This is a genomic window from Pseudomonas sp. LPB0260 (assembly GCF_013388395.1).
Genome location: NZ_CP058247.1, coordinates 5,395,905 through 5,413,502 on the forward strand (window position 1 = coordinate 5,395,905; position 17,598 = coordinate 5,413,502).

Annotated in this window: 6 protein-coding genes, 4 tRNA genes and 5 rRNA genes; 13 read left to right on the forward strand and 2 right to left on the reverse strand. The window is 54.9% G+C overall.

Features of this window, described 5'->3' with window-relative positions; translation table 11 throughout:
• Window positions 1-14 precede the first annotated feature (14 nt).
• On the reverse strand, window positions 15-452 hold the full coding sequence (locus LPB260_RS24075; protein ID WP_208708375.1) for a DUF4124 domain-containing protein: 438 nt from the start codon (window positions 450-452) through the stop codon (window positions 15-17).
• Between the two features lie 401 nt (window positions 453-853).
• On the opposite strand from LPB260_RS24075, the gene LPB260_RS24080 reads away from it, so the two are divergent.
• Together LPB260_RS24080 and ilvN are read left to right on the forward strand one after the other, a co-directional pair.
• The gene (locus tag LPB260_RS24080; RefSeq protein WP_208708376.1) at window positions 854-2,578 is read left to right on the forward strand and encodes an acetolactate synthase 3 large subunit; all 1,725 of its coding nucleotides are present in this window, start codon (window positions 854-856) and stop codon (window positions 2,576-2,578) included.
• Window positions 2,579-2,580: 2 nt separating this feature from the next.
• Window positions 2,581-3,072, forward strand: coding sequence for an acetolactate synthase small subunit (gene ilvN / locus LPB260_RS24085; protein ID WP_090448329.1), 492 nt, complete (start codon window positions 2,581-2,583; stop codon window positions 3,070-3,072).
• Between the two features lie 52 nt (window positions 3,073-3,124).
• Here the strand turns inward: ilvN and ilvY are convergent, their stop codons facing one another.
• The gene (gene ilvY, locus LPB260_RS24090) at window positions 3,125-4,006 is read right to left on the reverse strand and encodes an HTH-type transcriptional activator IlvY (RefSeq protein ID WP_208708377.1); all 882 of its coding nucleotides are present in this window, start codon (window positions 4,004-4,006) and stop codon (window positions 3,125-3,127) included.
• 128 nt (window positions 4,007-4,134) lie between these two features.
• Here ilvY and ilvC point away from each other — a divergent pair, with 128 nt between their 5' ends.
• The 11 genes from ilvC (at window position 4,135) to LPB260_RS24145 (ending at window position 17,571) form a co-directional block, all read left to right on the forward strand.
• Window positions 4,135-5,151 carry a ketol-acid reductoisomerase gene (gene ilvC, locus LPB260_RS24095; protein ID WP_208708378.1) on the forward strand — a complete coding sequence of 339 codons (1,017 nt, stop codon included), beginning with the start codon at window positions 4,135-4,137 and terminating at the stop codon, window positions 5,149-5,151.
• Window positions 5,152-5,307: 156 nt separating this feature from the next.
• A complete protein-coding gene (gene pssA, locus LPB260_RS24100; protein WP_208708379.1) occupies window positions 5,308-6,123 on the forward strand; it encodes a CDP-diacylglycerol--serine O-phosphatidyltransferase in 816 nt (271 codons plus the stop codon).
• Window positions 6,124-7,070: 947 nt separating this feature from the next.
• A 16S ribosomal RNA gene (locus LPB260_RS24105) occupies window positions 7,071-8,607 on the forward strand.
• Between the two features lie 65 nt (window positions 8,608-8,672).
• Window positions 8,673-8,749: transfer RNA gene (locus tag LPB260_RS24110), tRNA-Ile, on the forward strand.
• Between the two features lie 31 nt (window positions 8,750-8,780).
• Window positions 8,781-8,856 (forward strand) — tRNA-Ala (locus tag LPB260_RS24115).
• A gap of 250 nt (window positions 8,857-9,106) precedes the next feature.
• Window positions 9,107-11,997 (forward strand): 23S ribosomal RNA (locus LPB260_RS24120).
• Between the two features lie 140 nt (window positions 11,998-12,137).
• Window positions 12,138-12,253: ribosomal RNA gene (rrf, locus tag LPB260_RS24125) — 5S ribosomal RNA — on the forward strand.
• A gap of 391 nt (window positions 12,254-12,644) precedes the next feature.
• Window positions 12,645-14,181, forward strand: a 16S ribosomal RNA gene (locus LPB260_RS24130).
• Window positions 14,182-14,246: 65 nt separating this feature from the next.
• A tRNA-Ile gene (locus tag LPB260_RS24135) sits at window positions 14,247-14,323 on the forward strand.
• Window positions 14,324-14,354: 31 nt separating this feature from the next.
• Window positions 14,355-14,430 (forward strand) — tRNA-Ala (locus LPB260_RS24140).
• 250 nt (window positions 14,431-14,680) lie between these two features.
• Window positions 14,681-17,571 (forward strand): 23S ribosomal RNA (locus LPB260_RS24145).
• Together the 16S, 23S and 5S rRNA genes with 4 tRNA genes alongside form the textbook arrangement of a ribosomal RNA operon.
• Window positions 17,572-17,598: the final 27 nt, after the last annotated feature.

Sequence of the window (17,598 nt, forward strand, 5' to 3'; positions counted from 1 at the left end):
CCGATTTTGCCGCCTTACTTGCAGTTGTCGGCAATCGCCTTCTGCGCCGCGCCGATACGCTCCTGACGTTCCTTTTCGCTGAGACGGCGCACTTCGCCACCTTCCTCGACGCGCACGCGCGGATTGTTCTGCAGTTGCGCCAGGTTGGTGCGCATGTTTTCGCAGTATTTCCTGCGCTCGGCTTCCTTGGCAGCGACCTGCTGCTTGACCTTCTCGTCGATGGCGGCCTGCTCTGGGTCGGCAATGCTCTCGAAGGTCGGCGCGGCTTTCACCGGTTCGGCAGGCTTGGGCGGCGGTGCGGCGGTATTGATGGTGGTGGCCTGCGCACCTTGCGGCGGCTGCGCGCCGAAGTGGGTGACGCCTTGGGCGTCGACCCACTTGTACACCTGGCTGGCCATGGCGGTTGCGCTCAGGGCGAGCAGCAAGCTGCTGATGAGGATTGTGCGGCGCATGCTGTTTCCTTTTGATGTGCTGCGAAGGCTGAGGGCTACTATAACCAAATCGGCTGAATCTTCATCCTGCGCCACGTCACAGCAGAAGATTGCGCAAAGCGTCACGCGCCGCTTGACTTGCCTTCGCCGAATCCGAACAATCCAACGTTCGCTGTAGTGGAGTCCGCCGCAAGTGTCCTCCAGCTCAGCAACAAGAGGCGCTACCCGTGCCGAACCGTGTTACCCGCAACGCGTTACCTCGCGCTGGGAGGGCCAGTCCCGCAAGACCATGGGCTGTTCCGTTACTCGTCATGCCGATGTCCAGAGTTCACGATCACAGTCGTGCAAGTCAGCTGACCAGTAAGACCTACTAAGAGTCACTCGTTGTCGGGTGGCATTCTGGCGTTCAAGAGGTGAACAACGTGGAGCTTTTATCCGGCGCTGAAATGGTCGTCCGCTTTTTGCGTGACGAAGGCGTTAAGAACATCTATGGGTACCCGGGCGGTGCTCTGCTGCATATCTACGATGCCCTGTTCAAGGAACCGGAAGTCAATCACATCCTGGTTCGCCACGAGCAAGCGGCAACCCATATGGCTGACGGCTACGCCCGCGCCACCGGCAAGGCCGGTGTGGTGTTGGTGACTTCCGGCCCGGGCGCGACCAATGCCATCACCGGTATCGCCACCGCCTACATGGATTCAATTCCGATGGTGGTGCTGTCCGGTCAGGTGCCGAGCAACATGGTCGGTACCGACGCCTTCCAGGAAACCGACATGATCGGCATCTCCCGGCCGATCGTGAAACACAGCTTCATGATCAAGCACGCCTCGGAGATTCCCGAGGTGATGAAGAAGGCGTTCTATATCGCCCAGTCCGGCCGTCCAGGTCCGGTGGTCGTGGACATTCCCAAGGACATGACCAATCCGGCGGAGAAGTTCGAATACGTCTACCCGAAGAAGGCCAAGCTGCGCTCCTACAGCCCGGCCCTGCGTGGCCATTCCGGGCAGATCCGCAAGGCGGCCGAACTGCTCCTGAGCGCCAAGCGCCCGGTGGTCTACTCCGGTGGCGGGGTGATCATGGGCGGCGCCGCGGCGCCCCTGACCGAGCTCGCGCAGATGCTCAATCTGCCGGTGACCAATACCCTGATGGGGTTGGGCGGTTATCCCGGCGGTGATCGCCAGTTCCTCGGCATGCTCGGCATGCACGGCAGCTACACCGCCAACCTGGCGATGCACCATGCCGACGTGATCCTGGCGGTCGGCGCGCGTTTCGACGACCGCGTGATCAATGGCGCCGGCAAGTTCTGCCCGAATGCCAAGATCATCCATATCGACATCGATCCGGCGTCGATCTCCAAGACCATCAAGGCCGACATCCCGATCGTCGGTCCGGTCGACAGCGTGCTGGTCGAGATGGTCGCGATCCTCAAGGAGATCGGCCAGGCTCCGAGCAAGGAAGCGCTGTCCAGCTGGTGGAAACAGATCGACGAGTGGCGCGGCAGTCGCGGCATGTTCCCTTACGACAAGGGTGACGGCAGCATCATCAAGCCACAGACCGTGATCGAGACCCTCTGCGAGGTCACCCAGGGCGACGCCTTCGTCACCTCCGACGTCGGTCAGCACCAGATGTTCGCGGCGCAGTACTACCGCTTCAACAAGCCCAATCGCTGGATCAACTCCGGCGGCCTCGGCACCATGGGCTTCGGCCTGCCGGCCGCGATGGGCGTCAAGCTGAGCTTCCCGGATGATCACGTGGCCTGCGTGACTGGCGAAGGCAGCATCCAGATGAACATCCAGGAGCTGTCGACCTGCCTGCAGTACGACCTGCCGGTGAAGATCGTCAACCTGAACAATGGTGCCCTCGGCATGGTCCGCCAGTGGCAGGACATGATGTACAGCAGCCGTCACTCGCACTCCTACATGGAGTCGTTGCCGGACTTCGTCAAACTGGCCGAGGCCTATGGCCATGTCGGCATGCGCATTACCGAGCTGAAAGACCTCAAGCCGATGATGGAGCAGGCCTTCGCGATGAAGGATCGCCTGGTGTTCCTCGATATCCAGGTCGACACCAGCGAGCACGTCTACCCGATGCAGATCAAGGACGGGGCGATGCGCGATATGTGGTTGAGCAAGACGGAGCGGACCTAACCATGCGACACATTATTTCCCTGCTGCTGGAAAACGAGCCAGGCGCATTGTCCCGTGTGGTTGGGCTGTTCTCGCAGCGCAACTACAACATCGAAAGCCTGACCGTGGCGCCGACCGAAGACCCGACCCTGTCGCGTCTGACGCTCACGACTGTGGGACATGATGAAGTGATCGAGCAGATCACCAAGAACCTCAACAAGCTGATCGAGGTGGTGAAGCTGGTCGACCTGTCGGAAAGCGCTCACATCGAGCGTGAGCTGATGCTGGTCAAGGTCAAGGCCACCGGTGCCCAGCGCGCCGAGGTCAAGCGCACCACCGACATCTTCCGTGGGCAGATCGTCGACGTGAATACCAGCGTGTACACCATTCAGCTGGCCGGCACGAGCGACAAGCTGGACAGCTTCATCCAGGCCATCGGCACCGCGTCGATCCTGGAAACCGTACGCAGTGGTGTCACCGGCATCGCCCGGGGCGACAAGGTGCTGAGTATCTGACAGCCATGCTGAAGAAAGCCCCGCCCAGTGCGGGGCTTTTTTTCGCCCCAGGTTATTGCTGGCGATTCCAGAAGGCCGCGATCAGTGGGTCCTTGAGGCGCTTTTGCAGCGCGAACAGGCCTATATCGTAGGCGGTCAACGGCGGCTGAATGTCGTAGATGCGAATGCGTGCGGTCAGCGGGCTGTTGTCGAGCACGATCTGCGGCACCACGCCTATACCGAACCCCAGACTCACCATGCTCACGATAGCTTCGTTGCCGCTCACCTGGGCGTAGATGCGCGGTTTGATGTTGTGGCTCTTCAGCCACCGGTCGGTGCGGGTTCTGGCCAGGCCCTCTTCCGATAGGATCATCGGCACATCTTTCCAGCTTTCCGCGTCGGGGTGGATCAGCTGGTCTTCGGTCAGTAGCTGCGGCGACTGCGGGCCGATGAAGCGCAGCTCGGAGCGAGTGATCGACTGAAAATCGATGCCGGCGGGTAAGTGGTCGGGGCGGGCGCCGATGGCAAGATCTTCCAGTCCCTGCTGCACGCGTTCCACGGCTCTTGCCGGGTCGCCGGTGTGCAGCTTCATTTCAATGCGCGGGTAGTCTTGCCGAAAGCTGCTGAGGATGTCGTAGAGGAAGCTGTAGCTGGCCGTGACGGAGCAGTACAGGGAGAGTTCGCCGTGCAGAACCAGCTGGTCCTGCCGGAACGCCTGGCGAATGGCCTGCCAGCCATTCATGACCTCGCTGGCGTATTCGCGGAACTGCTGCCCCTCGCGGGTCAGCCGGACCGAGCGATTGTCGCGCAGGAACAGCGGTGCGCCCAGTTCATCTTCCAGCTGCTTGATGCAGCGACTGAGTGCGGAGGGGCTGACGTGCTGCTCGTGGCTGGTTTTGCCGAAGTGCAGGTTGTCTGCCAGGGCAAGAAAAAGCTTGAGGGCGTGGCTGTCCATTTGTATTTCGTATTTCGGCATGTTGTGTTGCAAATATATCATTTTACGCAACGGTGAGGATCACTTAAGGTGCCTCTTGTCACGGCGCCTCTGCGCCCCACTCCTTTCGATTCAAAAGAGCCAAGAACATGAAAGTTTATTACGACAAAGACTGCGACCTCTCCATCATCCAGGGCAAGAAAGTCGCCATCATCGGTTACGGTTCCCAGGGCCATGCCCAGGCATGCAACCTGAAGGACTCCGGTGTCGACGTCACCATCGGTCTGCGCAAGGGCTCGGCTACTGTCGCCAAGGCCGAGGCCCACGGCCTGAAGGTCACCGACGTCGCCTCCGCTGTCGCGGCTGCCGACCTGGTGATGATCCTCACTCCGGACGAGTTCCAGGGCCAGCTGTACAAGAACGAGATCGAGCCGAACATCAAGCAGGGTGCAACCCTGGCTTTCTCCCACGGTTTCGCCATCCACTACAATCAGGTCGTCCCGCGTGCCGACCTCGACGTGATCATGATCGCGCCCAAGGCCCCGGGCCACACCGTGCGTTCCGAGTTCGTCAAGGGCGGTGGTATCCCTGATCTGATCGCGATCTACCAGGACGCCTCCGGCAACGCCAAGAACGTCGCCCTGTCCTACGCCTCCGGTGTCGGCGGCGGTCGTACCGGCATCATCGAAACCACCTTCAAGGACGAAACCGAAACCGACCTGTTCGGTGAGCAGGCCGTTCTCTGTGGCGGTTGCGTCGAGCTGGTCAAGGCTGGCTTCGAAACCCTTGTCGAAGCCGGCTATGCCCCGGAAATGGCCTACTTCGAGTGCCTGCACGAGCTGAAGCTGATTGTCGACCTGATGTACGAAGGCGGCATCGCCAACATGAACTACTCGATCTCCAACAACGCCGAGTACGGCGAGTACGTGACCGGTCCGGAAGTGATCAACGAGGAGTCGCGCAAGGCCATGCGCAACGCCCTGAAGCGCATCCAGGACGGTGAGTACGCGAAGATGTTCATCAGCGAAGGTGCTACCAACTATCCGTCGATGACCGCCAAGCGCCGCAACAACGCGGCCCATGGCATCGAGATCATCGGTGAGCAGCTGCGTTCGATGATGCCGTGGATCTCCGCCAACAAGATCGTCGACAAGAGCAAGAACTAAGCCCTGTCGGTGTGAGAAAGAACGCGGCCCTGGCCGCGTTTTTTCGTTCTACCGCAAGGCTTCTGGTATAAAGCCTGATTGCTGAGCCTGGGCAGTGGCGAGTTGGCACTGCTGCTGTCTGGCGAAATTCTCCCTATACGTTGCAAGGTGTTGTTCATGAGCGAGCGTCCAGAAGCGCCCAACGCGGCCCCCGACGAAGAGAGCCTGCTACCGATCGATGAGCATGTCGAGGAAGGCCATGATGATGAGGGGCGAAAGGTTCGTCATCGTGGGGTCTACCTGCTGCCCAACCTGTTCACCACGGCGAACCTGTTTGCCGGCTTCTACGCCATCATCAATGCCATGAACGGTAATTTCTATGTGGCCGCGGCCGCAGTGTTCGTGGCCATGGTGCTGGATAGTCTCGATGGTCGAGTGGCACGCCTGACTAATACGCAGAGCGCCTTTGGCGCCGAATACGACTCTCTGTCCGACATGGTCGCCTTCGGTGTGGCGCCTGCGCTGTTGGCGTTCGAGTGGGCCCTGGGCAGCATGGGCAAGGTGGGCTGGATGGTGGCGTTCATATACGTCGCCGGAGCGGCGCTGCGCCTCGCGCGCTTCAATACCCAGATCGGTACGACCGACAAACGCTTCTTCATCGGCTTGGCCAGTCCTGCGGCGGCCGGTGTGGTCGCGGGTACGGTCTGGGCTTTCAGTGACTTCGGCATCAAGGGGTCCAACATGGCCTTTGGTGTGGCGGTGCTGGTGGCGGCCGCCGGCATGCTGATGGTCAGCAATATCAAGTACTACAGCTTCAAGGATCTGGACCTGAAGGGGCGCGTGCCCTTTGTTGCGATCCTTGCCGTTGTGCTGCTCTTTGCGGTGGTGTTCAGTGATCCGCCGCGCATACTGCTGATCATCTTCCTGGCCTATGCCGCGTCCGGTCCTTTGCAGTACCTCCTGCAACTGCGTCGGCGCAAGTCGGTAAAGTGATCTAGCGTCCGGCCGACGCCGCGACCCGCAGTGCGGCGTCGGCGGGCAGGAGCTAGTCCTGCCCATTCCTTTCGTGGTTCCTCTCTCTGCCCTCTGGGCTGTCAGTCTTCGTGCTAGTGCGCATTGGGTTTCCCCTCGCTAGGCTTCGTTGGGCTCCTGTCTGTTTCGCTCGTCAGGGCTGCCATGCATGGTGCTTGGTTGTGGATATCTTCAGTGCCGCTATTGGATTGCTGCTTGGTATGGGGCTACGAATGCTGCAGCCCGGGCGGCTTGGGCTGTGGTTGAGTCGCCGGGCTTCCGGCGCGCGGGTGACGTCAGTGTCTTCGCGTTCGGGTGAGAGGGGTTGGCGGGGTGGAGTAGGGCCTTCGCTCTGTGTATTGGAAAGAACTCGATAAAGCGTTGACCTGCTGCGCTTGATGCCTATAATGCGCGCCTTCTCCGGCGTAAGTCCCCTATAAAACGCTTTGCAAAACAAAGAGTTAAGTTTGAGTTAGGGGTTGCAACACGGCGAAAGCTGCGTAGAATGCGCCGGGCTGACGGGGTGGCAAGTTGATCCTGTCGGTGCTTCGGTCCAAGGTGGTCGAAAGTGGTAGAAGAGGCAGTTGACAGCGGTTTGAAACGCTGTAGAATTCGCCTCCCGCTGACGAGAAGCTTGAGGCTGATCGAAGGTGCAAGTGGTTGAAGTAGAAAAGAAATTTTCGAAACTGCTTGACGGAAGATGAGGCTGCTGTAGAATGCGCGCCTCGGTTGAGACGAAAGACTTAACCAACTGTTCTTTAACAACTGAATCAAGCAATTCGTGTGGGTGCTTGTGAGGTAAGACTGATAGTCAACTGATTATCAGCATCACAAAGCAACACTCGTTAATTCGAGAGTTAACTCTTTTAAGTAAGAGATTTGCGATTGCTGAGCCAAGTTTAGGGTTTTCTCAAAACCCAAGCAGTATTGAACTGAAGAGTTTGATCATGGCTCAGATTGAACGCTGGCGGCAGGCCTAACACATGCAAGTCGAGCGGATGAGGGTAGCTTGCTACCTGATTCAGCGGCGGACGGGTGAGTAATGCCTAGGAATCTGCCTGGTAGTGGGGGACAACGTTTCGAAAGGAACGCTAATACCGCATACGTCCTACGGGAGAAAGTGGGGGATCTTCGGACCTCACGCTATCAGATGAGCCTAGGTCGGATTAGCTAGTTGGTGAGGTAATGGCTCACCAAGGCGACGATCCGTAACTGGTCTGAGAGGATGATCAGTCACACTGGAACTGAGACACGGTCCAGACTCCTACGGGAGGCAGCAGTGGGGAATATTGGACAATGGGCGAAAGCCTGATCCAGCCATGCCGCGTGTGTGAAGAAGGTCTTCGGATTGTAAAGCACTTTAAGTTGGGAGGAAGGGTTGTAACCTAATACGTTGCAATTTTGACGTTACCGACAGAATAAGCACCGGCTAACTCTGTGCCAGCAGCCGCGGTAATACAGAGGGTGCAAGCGTTAATCGGAATTACTGGGCGTAAAGCGCGCGTAGGTGGTTTGTTAAGTTGGATGTGAAAGCCCCGGGCTCAACCTGGGAACTGCATCCAAAACTGGCAAGCTAGAGTACGGTAGAGGGTGGTGGAATTTCCTGTGTAGCGGTGAAATGCGTAGATATAGGAAGGAACACCAGTGGCGAAGGCGACCACCTGGACTGATACTGACACTGAGGTGCGAAAGCGTGGGGAGCAAACAGGATTAGATACCCTGGTAGTCCACGCCGTAAACGATGTCAACTAGCCGTTGGAATCCTTGAGATTTTAGTGGCGCAGCTAACGCATTAAGTTGACCGCCTGGGGAGTACGGCCGCAAGGTTAAAACTCAAATGAATTGACGGGGGCCCGCACAAGCGGTGGAGCATGTGGTTTAATTCGAAGCAACGCGAAGAACCTTACCTGGCCTTGACATGCTGAGAACTTTCCAGAGATGGATTGGTGCCTTCGGGAACTCAGACACAGGTGCTGCATGGCTGTCGTCAGCTCGTGTCGTGAGATGTTGGGTTAAGTCCCGTAACGAGCGCAACCCTTGTCCTTAGTTACCAGCACGTTATGGTGGGAACTCTAAGGAGACTGCCGGTGACAAACCGGAGGAAGGTGGGGATGACGTCAAGTCATCATGGCCCTTACGGCCAGGGCTACACACGTGCTACAATGGTCGGTACAAAGGGTTGCCAAGCCGCGAGGTGGAGCTAATCCCATAAAACCGATCGTAGTCCGGATCGCAGTCTGCAACTCGACTGCGTGAAGTCGGAATCGCTAGTAATCGTGAATCAGAATGTCACGGTGAATACGTTCCCGGGCCTTGTACACACCGCCCGTCACACCATGGGAGTGGGTTGCACCAGAAGTAGCTAGTCTAACCGCAAGGGGGACGGTTACCACGGTGTGATTCATGACTGGGGTGAAGTCGTAACAAGGTAGCCGTAGGGGAACCTGCGGCTGGATCACCTCCTTAATCGACGACATCAGCTTCCTTATAAGCTCCCACACGAATTGCTTGATTCATTGCGAAAGACGATTGGGTCTGTAGCTCAGTTGGTTAGAGCGCACCCCTGATAAGGGTGAGGTCGGCAGTTCGAATCTGCCCAGACCCACCAATTGTTGTGGGGTTTGGCCTTGTACGAATATGGGGCCATAGCTCAGCTGGGAGAGCGCCTGCCTTGCACGCAGGAGGTCAGCGGTTCGATCCCGCTTGGCTCCACCACTTACAGCACCGGTATGTAGAGTTCAGAAATGAACATTCCTGAGACTGTCAGTTGAATGTTGATTTCTGGTCTTTGACCAGTACGAAAATCGTTCTTTAAAAATTTGGGTATGTGATAGAAGTGACTGATTAATTACTTTCACTGGTAATTAGTTTGGTCAAGGTAAAATTTGCGTTGTTCTCAAGTGCAAATTTTCGGCGAATGTCGTCTTCACGTTATAGACAATAACCAGATTGCTTGGGGTTATATGGTCAAGTGAAGAAGCGCATACGGTGGATGCCTTGGCAGTCAGAGGCGATGAAAGACGTGGTAGCCTGCGATAAGCTTCGGGGAGTCGGCAAACAGACTTTGATCCGGAGATCTCTGAATGGGGGAACCCACCCAGCATAAGCTGGGTATCACACACTGAATACATAGGTGTGTGAGGCGAACCAGGGGAACTGAAACATCTAAGTACCCTGAGGAATAGAAATCAACCGAGATTCCCTTAGTAGTGGCGAGCGAACGGGGACTAGCCCTTAAGCTTCTTTGATTTTAGCGGAACGCTCTGGAAAGTGCGGCCATAGTGGGTGATAGCCCTGTACGCGAAAGGATCTTAGAAGTGAAATCGAGTAGGACGGAGCACGAGAAACTTTGTCTGAATATGGGGGGACCATCCTCCAAGGCTAAATACTACTGACTGACCGATAGTGAACCAGTACCGTGAGGGAAAGGCGAAAAGAACCCCGGAGAGGGGAGTGAAATAGAACCTGAAACCGTATGCGTACAAGCAGTGGGAGCCCACTTTGTTGGGTGACTGCGTACCTTTTGTATAATGGGTCAGCGACTTATATTCAGTGGCGAGCTTAACCGAATAGGGGAGGCGTAGCGAAAGCGAGTCTTAATAGGGCGTTTAGTCGCTGGGTATAGACCCGAAACCGGGCGATCTATCCATGGGCAGGTTGAAGGTTAGGTAACACTGACTGGAGGACCGAACCGACTACCGTTGAAAAGTTAGCGGATGACCTGTGGATCGGAGTGAAAGGCTAATCAAGCTCGGAGATAGCTGGTTCTCCTCGAAAGCTATTTAGGTAGCGCCTCGTGTATCACTGCTGGGGGTAGAGCACTGTTTCGGCTAGGGGGTCATCCCGACTTACCAAACCGATGCAAACTCCGAATACCAGCAAGTGTCAGCACGGGAGACACACGGCGGGTGCTAACGTCCGTCGTGAAAAGGGAAACAACCCAGACCGTCAGCTAAGGTCCCAAAGTTATGGTTAAGTGGGAAACGATGTGGGAAGGCTTAGACAGCTAGGAGGTTGGCTTAGAAGCAGCCACCCTTTAAAGAAAGCGTAATAGCTCACTAGTCGAGTCGGCCTGCGCGGAAGATGTAACGGGGCTCAAACCATACACCGAAGCTACGGGTTCATCTTAGGATGAGCGGTAGAGGAGCGTTCTGTAAGCCTGTGAAGGTGAGTTGAGAAGCTTGCTGGAGGTATCAGAAGTGCGAATGCTGACATGAGTAACGACAATGCGAGTGAAAAACTCGCACGCCGAAAGACCAAGGTTTCCTGCGCAACGTTAATCGACGCAGGGTGAGTCGGCCCCTAAGGCGAGGCAGAAATGCGTAGTCGATGGGAAACGGGTTAATATTCCCGTACTTCTAGTTACTGCGATGGAGGGACGGAGAAGGCTAGGCCAGCACGGCGTTGGTTGTCCGTGTTTAAGGTGGTAGGCAGAGTGCTTAGGTAAATCCGGGCGCTTAATGCCGAGAGCTGATGACGAGCGTTCTTTTAGAATGCGAAGTGGTTGATGCCATGCTTCCAGGAAAAGCTTCTAAGCTTCAGGTAACTAGGAACCGTACCCCAAACCGACACAGGTGGTTAGGTAGAGAATACCAAGGCGCTTGAGAGAACTCGGGTGAAGGAACTAGGCAAAATGGCACCGTAACTTCGGGAGAAGGTGCGCCGGTGAGGGTGAAGCATTTACTGCGTAAGCTCATGCCGGTCGAAGATACCAGGCCGCTGCGACTGTTTATTAAAAACACAGCACTCTGCAAACACGAAAGTGGACGTATAGGGTGTGACGCCTGCCCGGTGCCGGAAGGTTAATTGATGGGGTTAGCGAAAGCGAAGCTCTTGATCGAAGCCCCGGTAAACGGCGGCCGTAACTATAACGGTCCTAAGGTAGCGAAATTCCTTGTCGGGTAAGTTCCGACCTGCACGAATGGCGTAACGATGGCGGCGCTGTCTCCACCCGAGACTCAGTGAAATTGAAATCGCTGTGAAGATGCAGTGTATCCGCGGCTAGACGGAAAGACCCCGTGAACCTTTACTATAGCTTTGCACTGGACTTTGAGTTTACTTGTGTAGGATAGGTGGGAGGCTTTGAAGCGTGGACGCCAGTTCGCGTGGAGCCATCCTTGAAATACCACCCTGGTAACCTTGAGGTTCTAACTCTGGTCCGTTATCCGGATCGAGGACAGTGTATGGTGGGTAGTTTGACTGGGGCGGTCTCCTCCTAAAGAGTAACGGAGGAGTACGAAGGTGCGCTCAGACCGGTCGGAAATCGGTCGTAGAGTATAAAGGCAAAAGCGCGCTTGACTGCGAGACAGACACGTCGAGCAGGTACGAAAGTAGGTCTTAGTGATCCGGTGGTTCTGTATGGAAGGGCCATCGCTCAACGGATAAAAGGTACTCCGGGGATAACAGGCTGATACCGCCCAAGAGTTCATATCGACGGCGGTGTTTGGCACCTCGATGTCGGCTCATCACATCCTGGGGCTGAAGCCGGTCCCAAGGGTATGGCTGTTCGCCATTTAAAGTGGTACGCGAGCTGGGTTTAGAACGTCGTGAGACAGTTCGGTCCCTATCTGCCGTGGACGTTTGAGATTTGAGAGGGGCTGCTCCTAGTACGAGAGGACCGGAGTGGACGAACCTCTGGTGTTCCGGTTGTCACGCCAGTGGCATTGCCGGGTAGCTATGTTCGGAAAAGATAACCGCTGAAAGCATCTAAGCGGGAAACTTGCCTCAAGATGAGATCTCACTGGAGCCTCGAGCTCCCTAAAGGGCCGTCGAAGACTACGACGTTGATAGGTGGGGTGTGTAAGCGCTGTGAGGCGTTGAGCTAACCCATACTAATTGCCCGTGAGGCTTGACCATATAACACCCAAACAATTTGCTGTTTGTGTGCCAGACGGTTGAAGTCGACAACAAACCGAAAATTTGCCAGAACACGCAATACCAGACATCACATACCCAATTCGGGGAAGCGCCTTAACCGCGAATCCCCAGCTGAATTGCTTGACGACCATAGAGCGTTGGAACCACCTGATCCCATCCCGAACTCAGTAGTGAAACGATGCATCGCCGATGGTAGTGTGGGGTTTCCCCATGTGAGAGTAGGTCATCGTCAAGCACCTATCCCAAACCCCCGACACGCGAAAGCGGGTCGGGGGTTTGTCTTTTAGTGAAAGCCTAAGATTTGTACTTGGGCGTGAAGCTGAATGCTGGCGAAAGCCGCTAAGTTTCACCAAGTGGTTGAAGTAGAAAAGAAATTTTCGAAACTGCTTGACGGAAGATGAGGCTGCTGTAGAATGCGCGCCTCGGTTGAGACGAAAGACTTAACCAACTGTTCTTTAACAACTGAATCAAGCAATTCGTGTGGGTGCTTGTGAGGTAAGACTGATAGTCAACTGATTATCAGCATCACAAAGCAACACTCGTTAATTCGAGAGTTAACTCTTTTAAGTAAGAGATTTGCGATTGCTGAGCCAAGTTTAGGGTTTTCTCAAAACCCAAGCAGTATTGAACTGAAGAGTTTGATCATGGCTCAGATTGAACGCTGGCGGCAGGCCTAACACATGCAAGTCGAGCGGATGAGGGTAGCTTGCTACCTGATTCAGCGGCGGACGGGTGAGTAATGCCTAGGAATCTGCCTGGTAGTGGGGGACAACGTTTCGAAAGGAACGCTAATACCGCATACGTCCTACGGGAGAAAGTGGGGGATCTTCGGACCTCACGCTATCAGATGAGCCTAGGTCGGATTAGCTAGTTGGTGAGGTAATGGCTCACCAAGGCGACGATCCGTAACTGGTCTGAGAGGATGATCAGTCACACTGGAACTGAGACACGGTCCAGACTCCTACGGGAGGCAGCAGTGGGGAATATTGGACAATGGGCGAAAGCCTGATCCAGCCATGCCGCGTGTGTGAAGAAGGTCTTCGGATTGTAAAGCACTTTAAGTTGGGAGGAAGGGTTGTAACCTAATACGTTGCAATTTTGACGTTACCGACAGAATAAGCACCGGCTAACTCTGTGCCAGCAGCCGCGGTAATACAGAGGGTGCAAGCGTTAATCGGAATTACTGGGCGTAAAGCGCGCGTAGGTGGTTTGTTAAGTTGGATGTGAAAGCCCCGGGCTCAACCTGGGAACTGCATCCAAAACTGGCAAGCTAGAGTACGGTAGAGGGTGGTGGAATTTCCTGTGTAGCGGTGAAATGCGTAGATATAGGAAGGAACACCAGTGGCGAAGGCGACCACCTGGACTGATACTGACACTGAGGTGCGAAAGCGTGGGGAGCAAACAGGATTAGATACCCTGGTAGTCCACGCCGTAAACGATGTCAACTAGCCGTTGGAATCCTTGAGATTTTAGTGGCGCAGCTAACGCATTAAGTTGACCGCCTGGGGAGTACGGCCGCAAGGTTAAAACTCAAATGAATTGACGGGGGCCCGCACAAGCGGTGGAGCATGTGGTTTAATTCGAAGCAACGCGAAGAACCTTACCTGGCCTTGACATGCTGAGAACTTTCCAGAGATGGATTGGTGCCTTCGGGAACTCAGACACAGGTGCTGCATGGCTGTCGTCAGCTCGTGTCGTGAGATGTTGGGTTAAGTCCCGTAACGAGCGCAACCCTTGTCCTTAGTTACCAGCACGTTATGGTGGGAACTCTAAGGAGACTGCCGGTGACAAACCGGAGGAAGGTGGGGATGACGTCAAGTCATCATGGCCCTTACGGCCAGGGCTACACACGTGCTACAATGGTCGGTACAAAGGGTTGCCAAGCCGCGAGGTGGAGCTAATCCCATAAAACCGATCGTAGTCCGGATCGCAGTCTGCAACTCGACTGCGTGAAGTCGGAATCGCTAGTAATCGTGAATCAGAATGTCACGGTGAATACGTTCCCGGGCCTTGTACACACCGCCCGTCACACCATGGGAGTGGGTTGCACCAGAAGTAGCTAGTCTAACCGCAAGGGGGACGGTTACCACGGTGTGATTCATGACTGGGGTGAAGTCGTAACAAGGTAGCCGTAGGGGAACCTGCGGCTGGATCACCTCCTTAATCGACGACATCAGCTTCCTTATAAGCTCCCACACGAATTGCTTGATTCATTGCGAAAGACGATTGGGTCTGTAGCTCAGTTGGTTAGAGCGCACCCCTGATAAGGGTGAGGTCGGCAGTTCGAATCTGCCCAGACCCACCAATTGTTGTGGGGTTTGGCCTTGTACGAATATGGGGCCATAGCTCAGCTGGGAGAGCGCCTGCCTTGCACGCAGGAGGTCAGCGGTTCGATCCCGCTTGGCTCCACCACTTACAGCACCGGTATGTAGAGTTCAGAAATGAACATTCCTGAGACTGTCAGTTGAATGTTGATTTCTGGTCTTTGACCAGTACGAAAATCGTTCTTTAAAAATTTGGGTATGTGATAGAAGTGACTGATTAATTACTTTCACTGGTAATTAGTTTGGTCAAGGTAAAATTTGCGTTGTTCTCAAGTGCAAATTTTCGGCGAATGTCGTCTTCACGTTATAGACAATAACCAGATTGCTTGGGGTTATATGGTCAAGTGAAGAAGCGCATACGGTGGATGCCTTGGCAGTCAGAGGCGATGAAAGACGTGGTAGCCTGCGATAAGCTTCGGGGAGTCGGCAAACAGACTTTGATCCGGAGATCTCTGAATGGGGGAACCCACCCAGCATAAGCTGGGTATCACACACTGAATACATAGGTGTGTGAGGCGAACCAGGGGAACTGAAACATCTAAGTACCCTGAGGAATAGAAATCAACCGAGATTCCCTTAGTAGTGGCGAGCGAACGGGGACTAGCCCTTAAGCTTCTTTGATTTTAGCGGAACGCTCTGGAAAGTGCGGCCATAGTGGGTGATAGCCCTGTACGCGAAAGGATCTTAGAAGTGAAATCGAGTAGGACGGAGCACGAGAAACTTTGTCTGAATATGGGGGGACCATCCTCCAAGGCTAAATACTACTGACTGACCGATAGTGAACCAGTACCGTGAGGGAAAGGCGAAAAGAACCCCGGAGAGGGGAGTGAAATAGAACCTGAAACCGTATGCGTACAAGCAGTGGGAGCCCACTTTGTTGGGTGACTGCGTACCTTTTGTATAATGGGTCAGCGACTTATATTCAGTGGCGAGCTTAACCGAATAGGGGAGGCGTAGCGAAAGCGAGTCTTAATAGGGCGTTTAGTCGCTGGGTATAGACCCGAAACCGGGCGATCTATCCATGGGCAGGTTGAAGGTTAGGTAACACTGACTGGAGGACCGAACCGACTACCGTTGAAAAGTTAGCGGATGACCTGTGGATCGGAGTGAAAGGCTAATCAAGCTCGGAGATAGCTGGTTCTCCTCGAAAGCTATTTAGGTAGCGCCTCGTGTATCACTGCTGGGGGTAGAGCACTGTTTCGGCTAGGGGGTCATCCCGACTTACCAAACCGATGCAAACTCCGAATACCAGCAAGTGTCAGCACGGGAGACACACGGCGGGTGCTAACGTCCGTCGTGAAAAGGGAAACAACCCAGACCGTCAGCTAAGGTCCCAAAGTTATGGTTAAGTGGGAAACGATGTGGGAAGGCTTAGACAGCTAGGAGGTTGGCTTAGAAGCAGCCACCCTTTAAAGAAAGCGTAATAGCTCACTAGTCGAGTCGGCCTGCGCGGAAGATGTAACGGGGCTCAAACCATACACCGAAGCTACGGGTTCATCTTAGGATGAGCGGTAGAGGAGCGTTCTGTAAGCCTGTGAAGGTGAGTTGAGAAGCTTGCTGGAGGTATCAGAAGTGCGAATGCTGACATGAGTAACGACAATGCGAGTGAAAAACTCGCACGCCGAAAGACCAAGGTTTCCTGCGCAACGTTAATCGACGCAGGGTGAGTCGGCCCCTAAGGCGAGGCAGAAATGCGTAGTCGATGGGAAACGGGTTAATATTCCCGTACTTCTAGTTACTGCGATGGAGGGACGGAGAAGGCTAGGCCAGCACGGCGTTGGTTGTCCGTGTTTAAGGTGGTAGGCAGAGTGCTTAGGTAAATCCGGGCGCTTAATGCCGAGAGCTGATGACGAGCGTTCTTTTAGAATGCGAAGTGGTTGATGCCATGCTTCCAGGAAAAGCTTCTAAGCTTCAGGTAACTAGGAACCGTACCCCAAACCGACACAGGTGGTTAGGTAGAGAATACCAAGGCGCTTGAGAGAACTCGGGTGAAGGAACTAGGCAAAATGGCACCGTAACTTCGGGAGAAGGTGCGCCGGTGAGGGTGAAGCATTTACTGCGTAAGCTCATGCCGGTCGAAGATACCAGGCCGCTGCGACTGTTTATTAAAAACACAGCACTCTGCAAACACGAAAGTGGACGTATAGGGTGTGACGCCTGCCCGGTGCCGGAAGGTTAATTGATGGGGTTAGCGAAAGCGAAGCTCTTGATCGAAGCCCCGGTAAACGGCGGCCGTAACTATAACGGTCCTAAGGTAGCGAAATTCCTTGTCGGGTAAGTTCCGACCTGCACGAATGGCGTAACGATGGCGGCGCTGTCTCCACCCGAGACTCAGTGAAATTGAAATCGCTGTGAAGATGCAGTGTATCCGCGGCTAGACGGAAAGACCCCGTGAACCTTTACTATAGCTTTGCACTGGACTTTGAGTTTACTTGTGTAGGATAGGTGGGAGGCTTTGAAGCGTGGACGCCAGTTCGCGTGGAGCCATCCTTGAAATACCACCCTGGTAACCTTGAGGTTCTAACTCTGGTCCGTTATCCGGATCGAGGACAGTGTATGGTGGGTAGTTTGACTGGGGCGGTCTCCTCCTAAAGAGTAACGGAGGAGTACGAAGGTGCGCTCAGACCGGTCGGAAATCGGTCGTAGAGTATAAAGGCAAAAGCGCGCTTGACTGCGAGACAGACACGTCGAGCAGGTACGAAAGTAGGTCTTAGTGATCCGGTGGTTCTGTATGGAAGGGCCATCGCTCAACGGATAAAAGGTACTCCGGGGATAACAGGCTGATACCGCCCAAGAGTTCATATCGACGGCGGTGTTTGGCACCTCGATGTCGGCTCATCACATCCTGGGGCTGAAGCCGGTCCCAAGGGTATGGCTGTTCGCCATTTAAAGTGGTACGCGAGCTGGGTTTAGAACGTCGTGAGACAGTTCGGTCCCTATCTGCCGTGGACGTTTGAGATTTGAGAGGGGCTGCTCCTAGTACGAGAGGACCGGAGTGGACGAACCTCTGGTGTTCCGGTTGTCACGCCAGTGGCATTGCCGGGTAGCTATGTTCGGAAAAGATAACCGCTGAAAGCATCTAAGCGGGAAACTTGCCTCAAGATGAGATCTCACTGGAGCCTCGAGCTCCCTAAAGGGCCGTCGAAGACTACGACGTTGATAGGTGGGGTGTGTAAGCGCTGTGAGGCGTTGAGCTAACCCATACTAATTGCCCGTGAGGCTTGACCATATAACACCCAAACAATTTGCTGTTTGT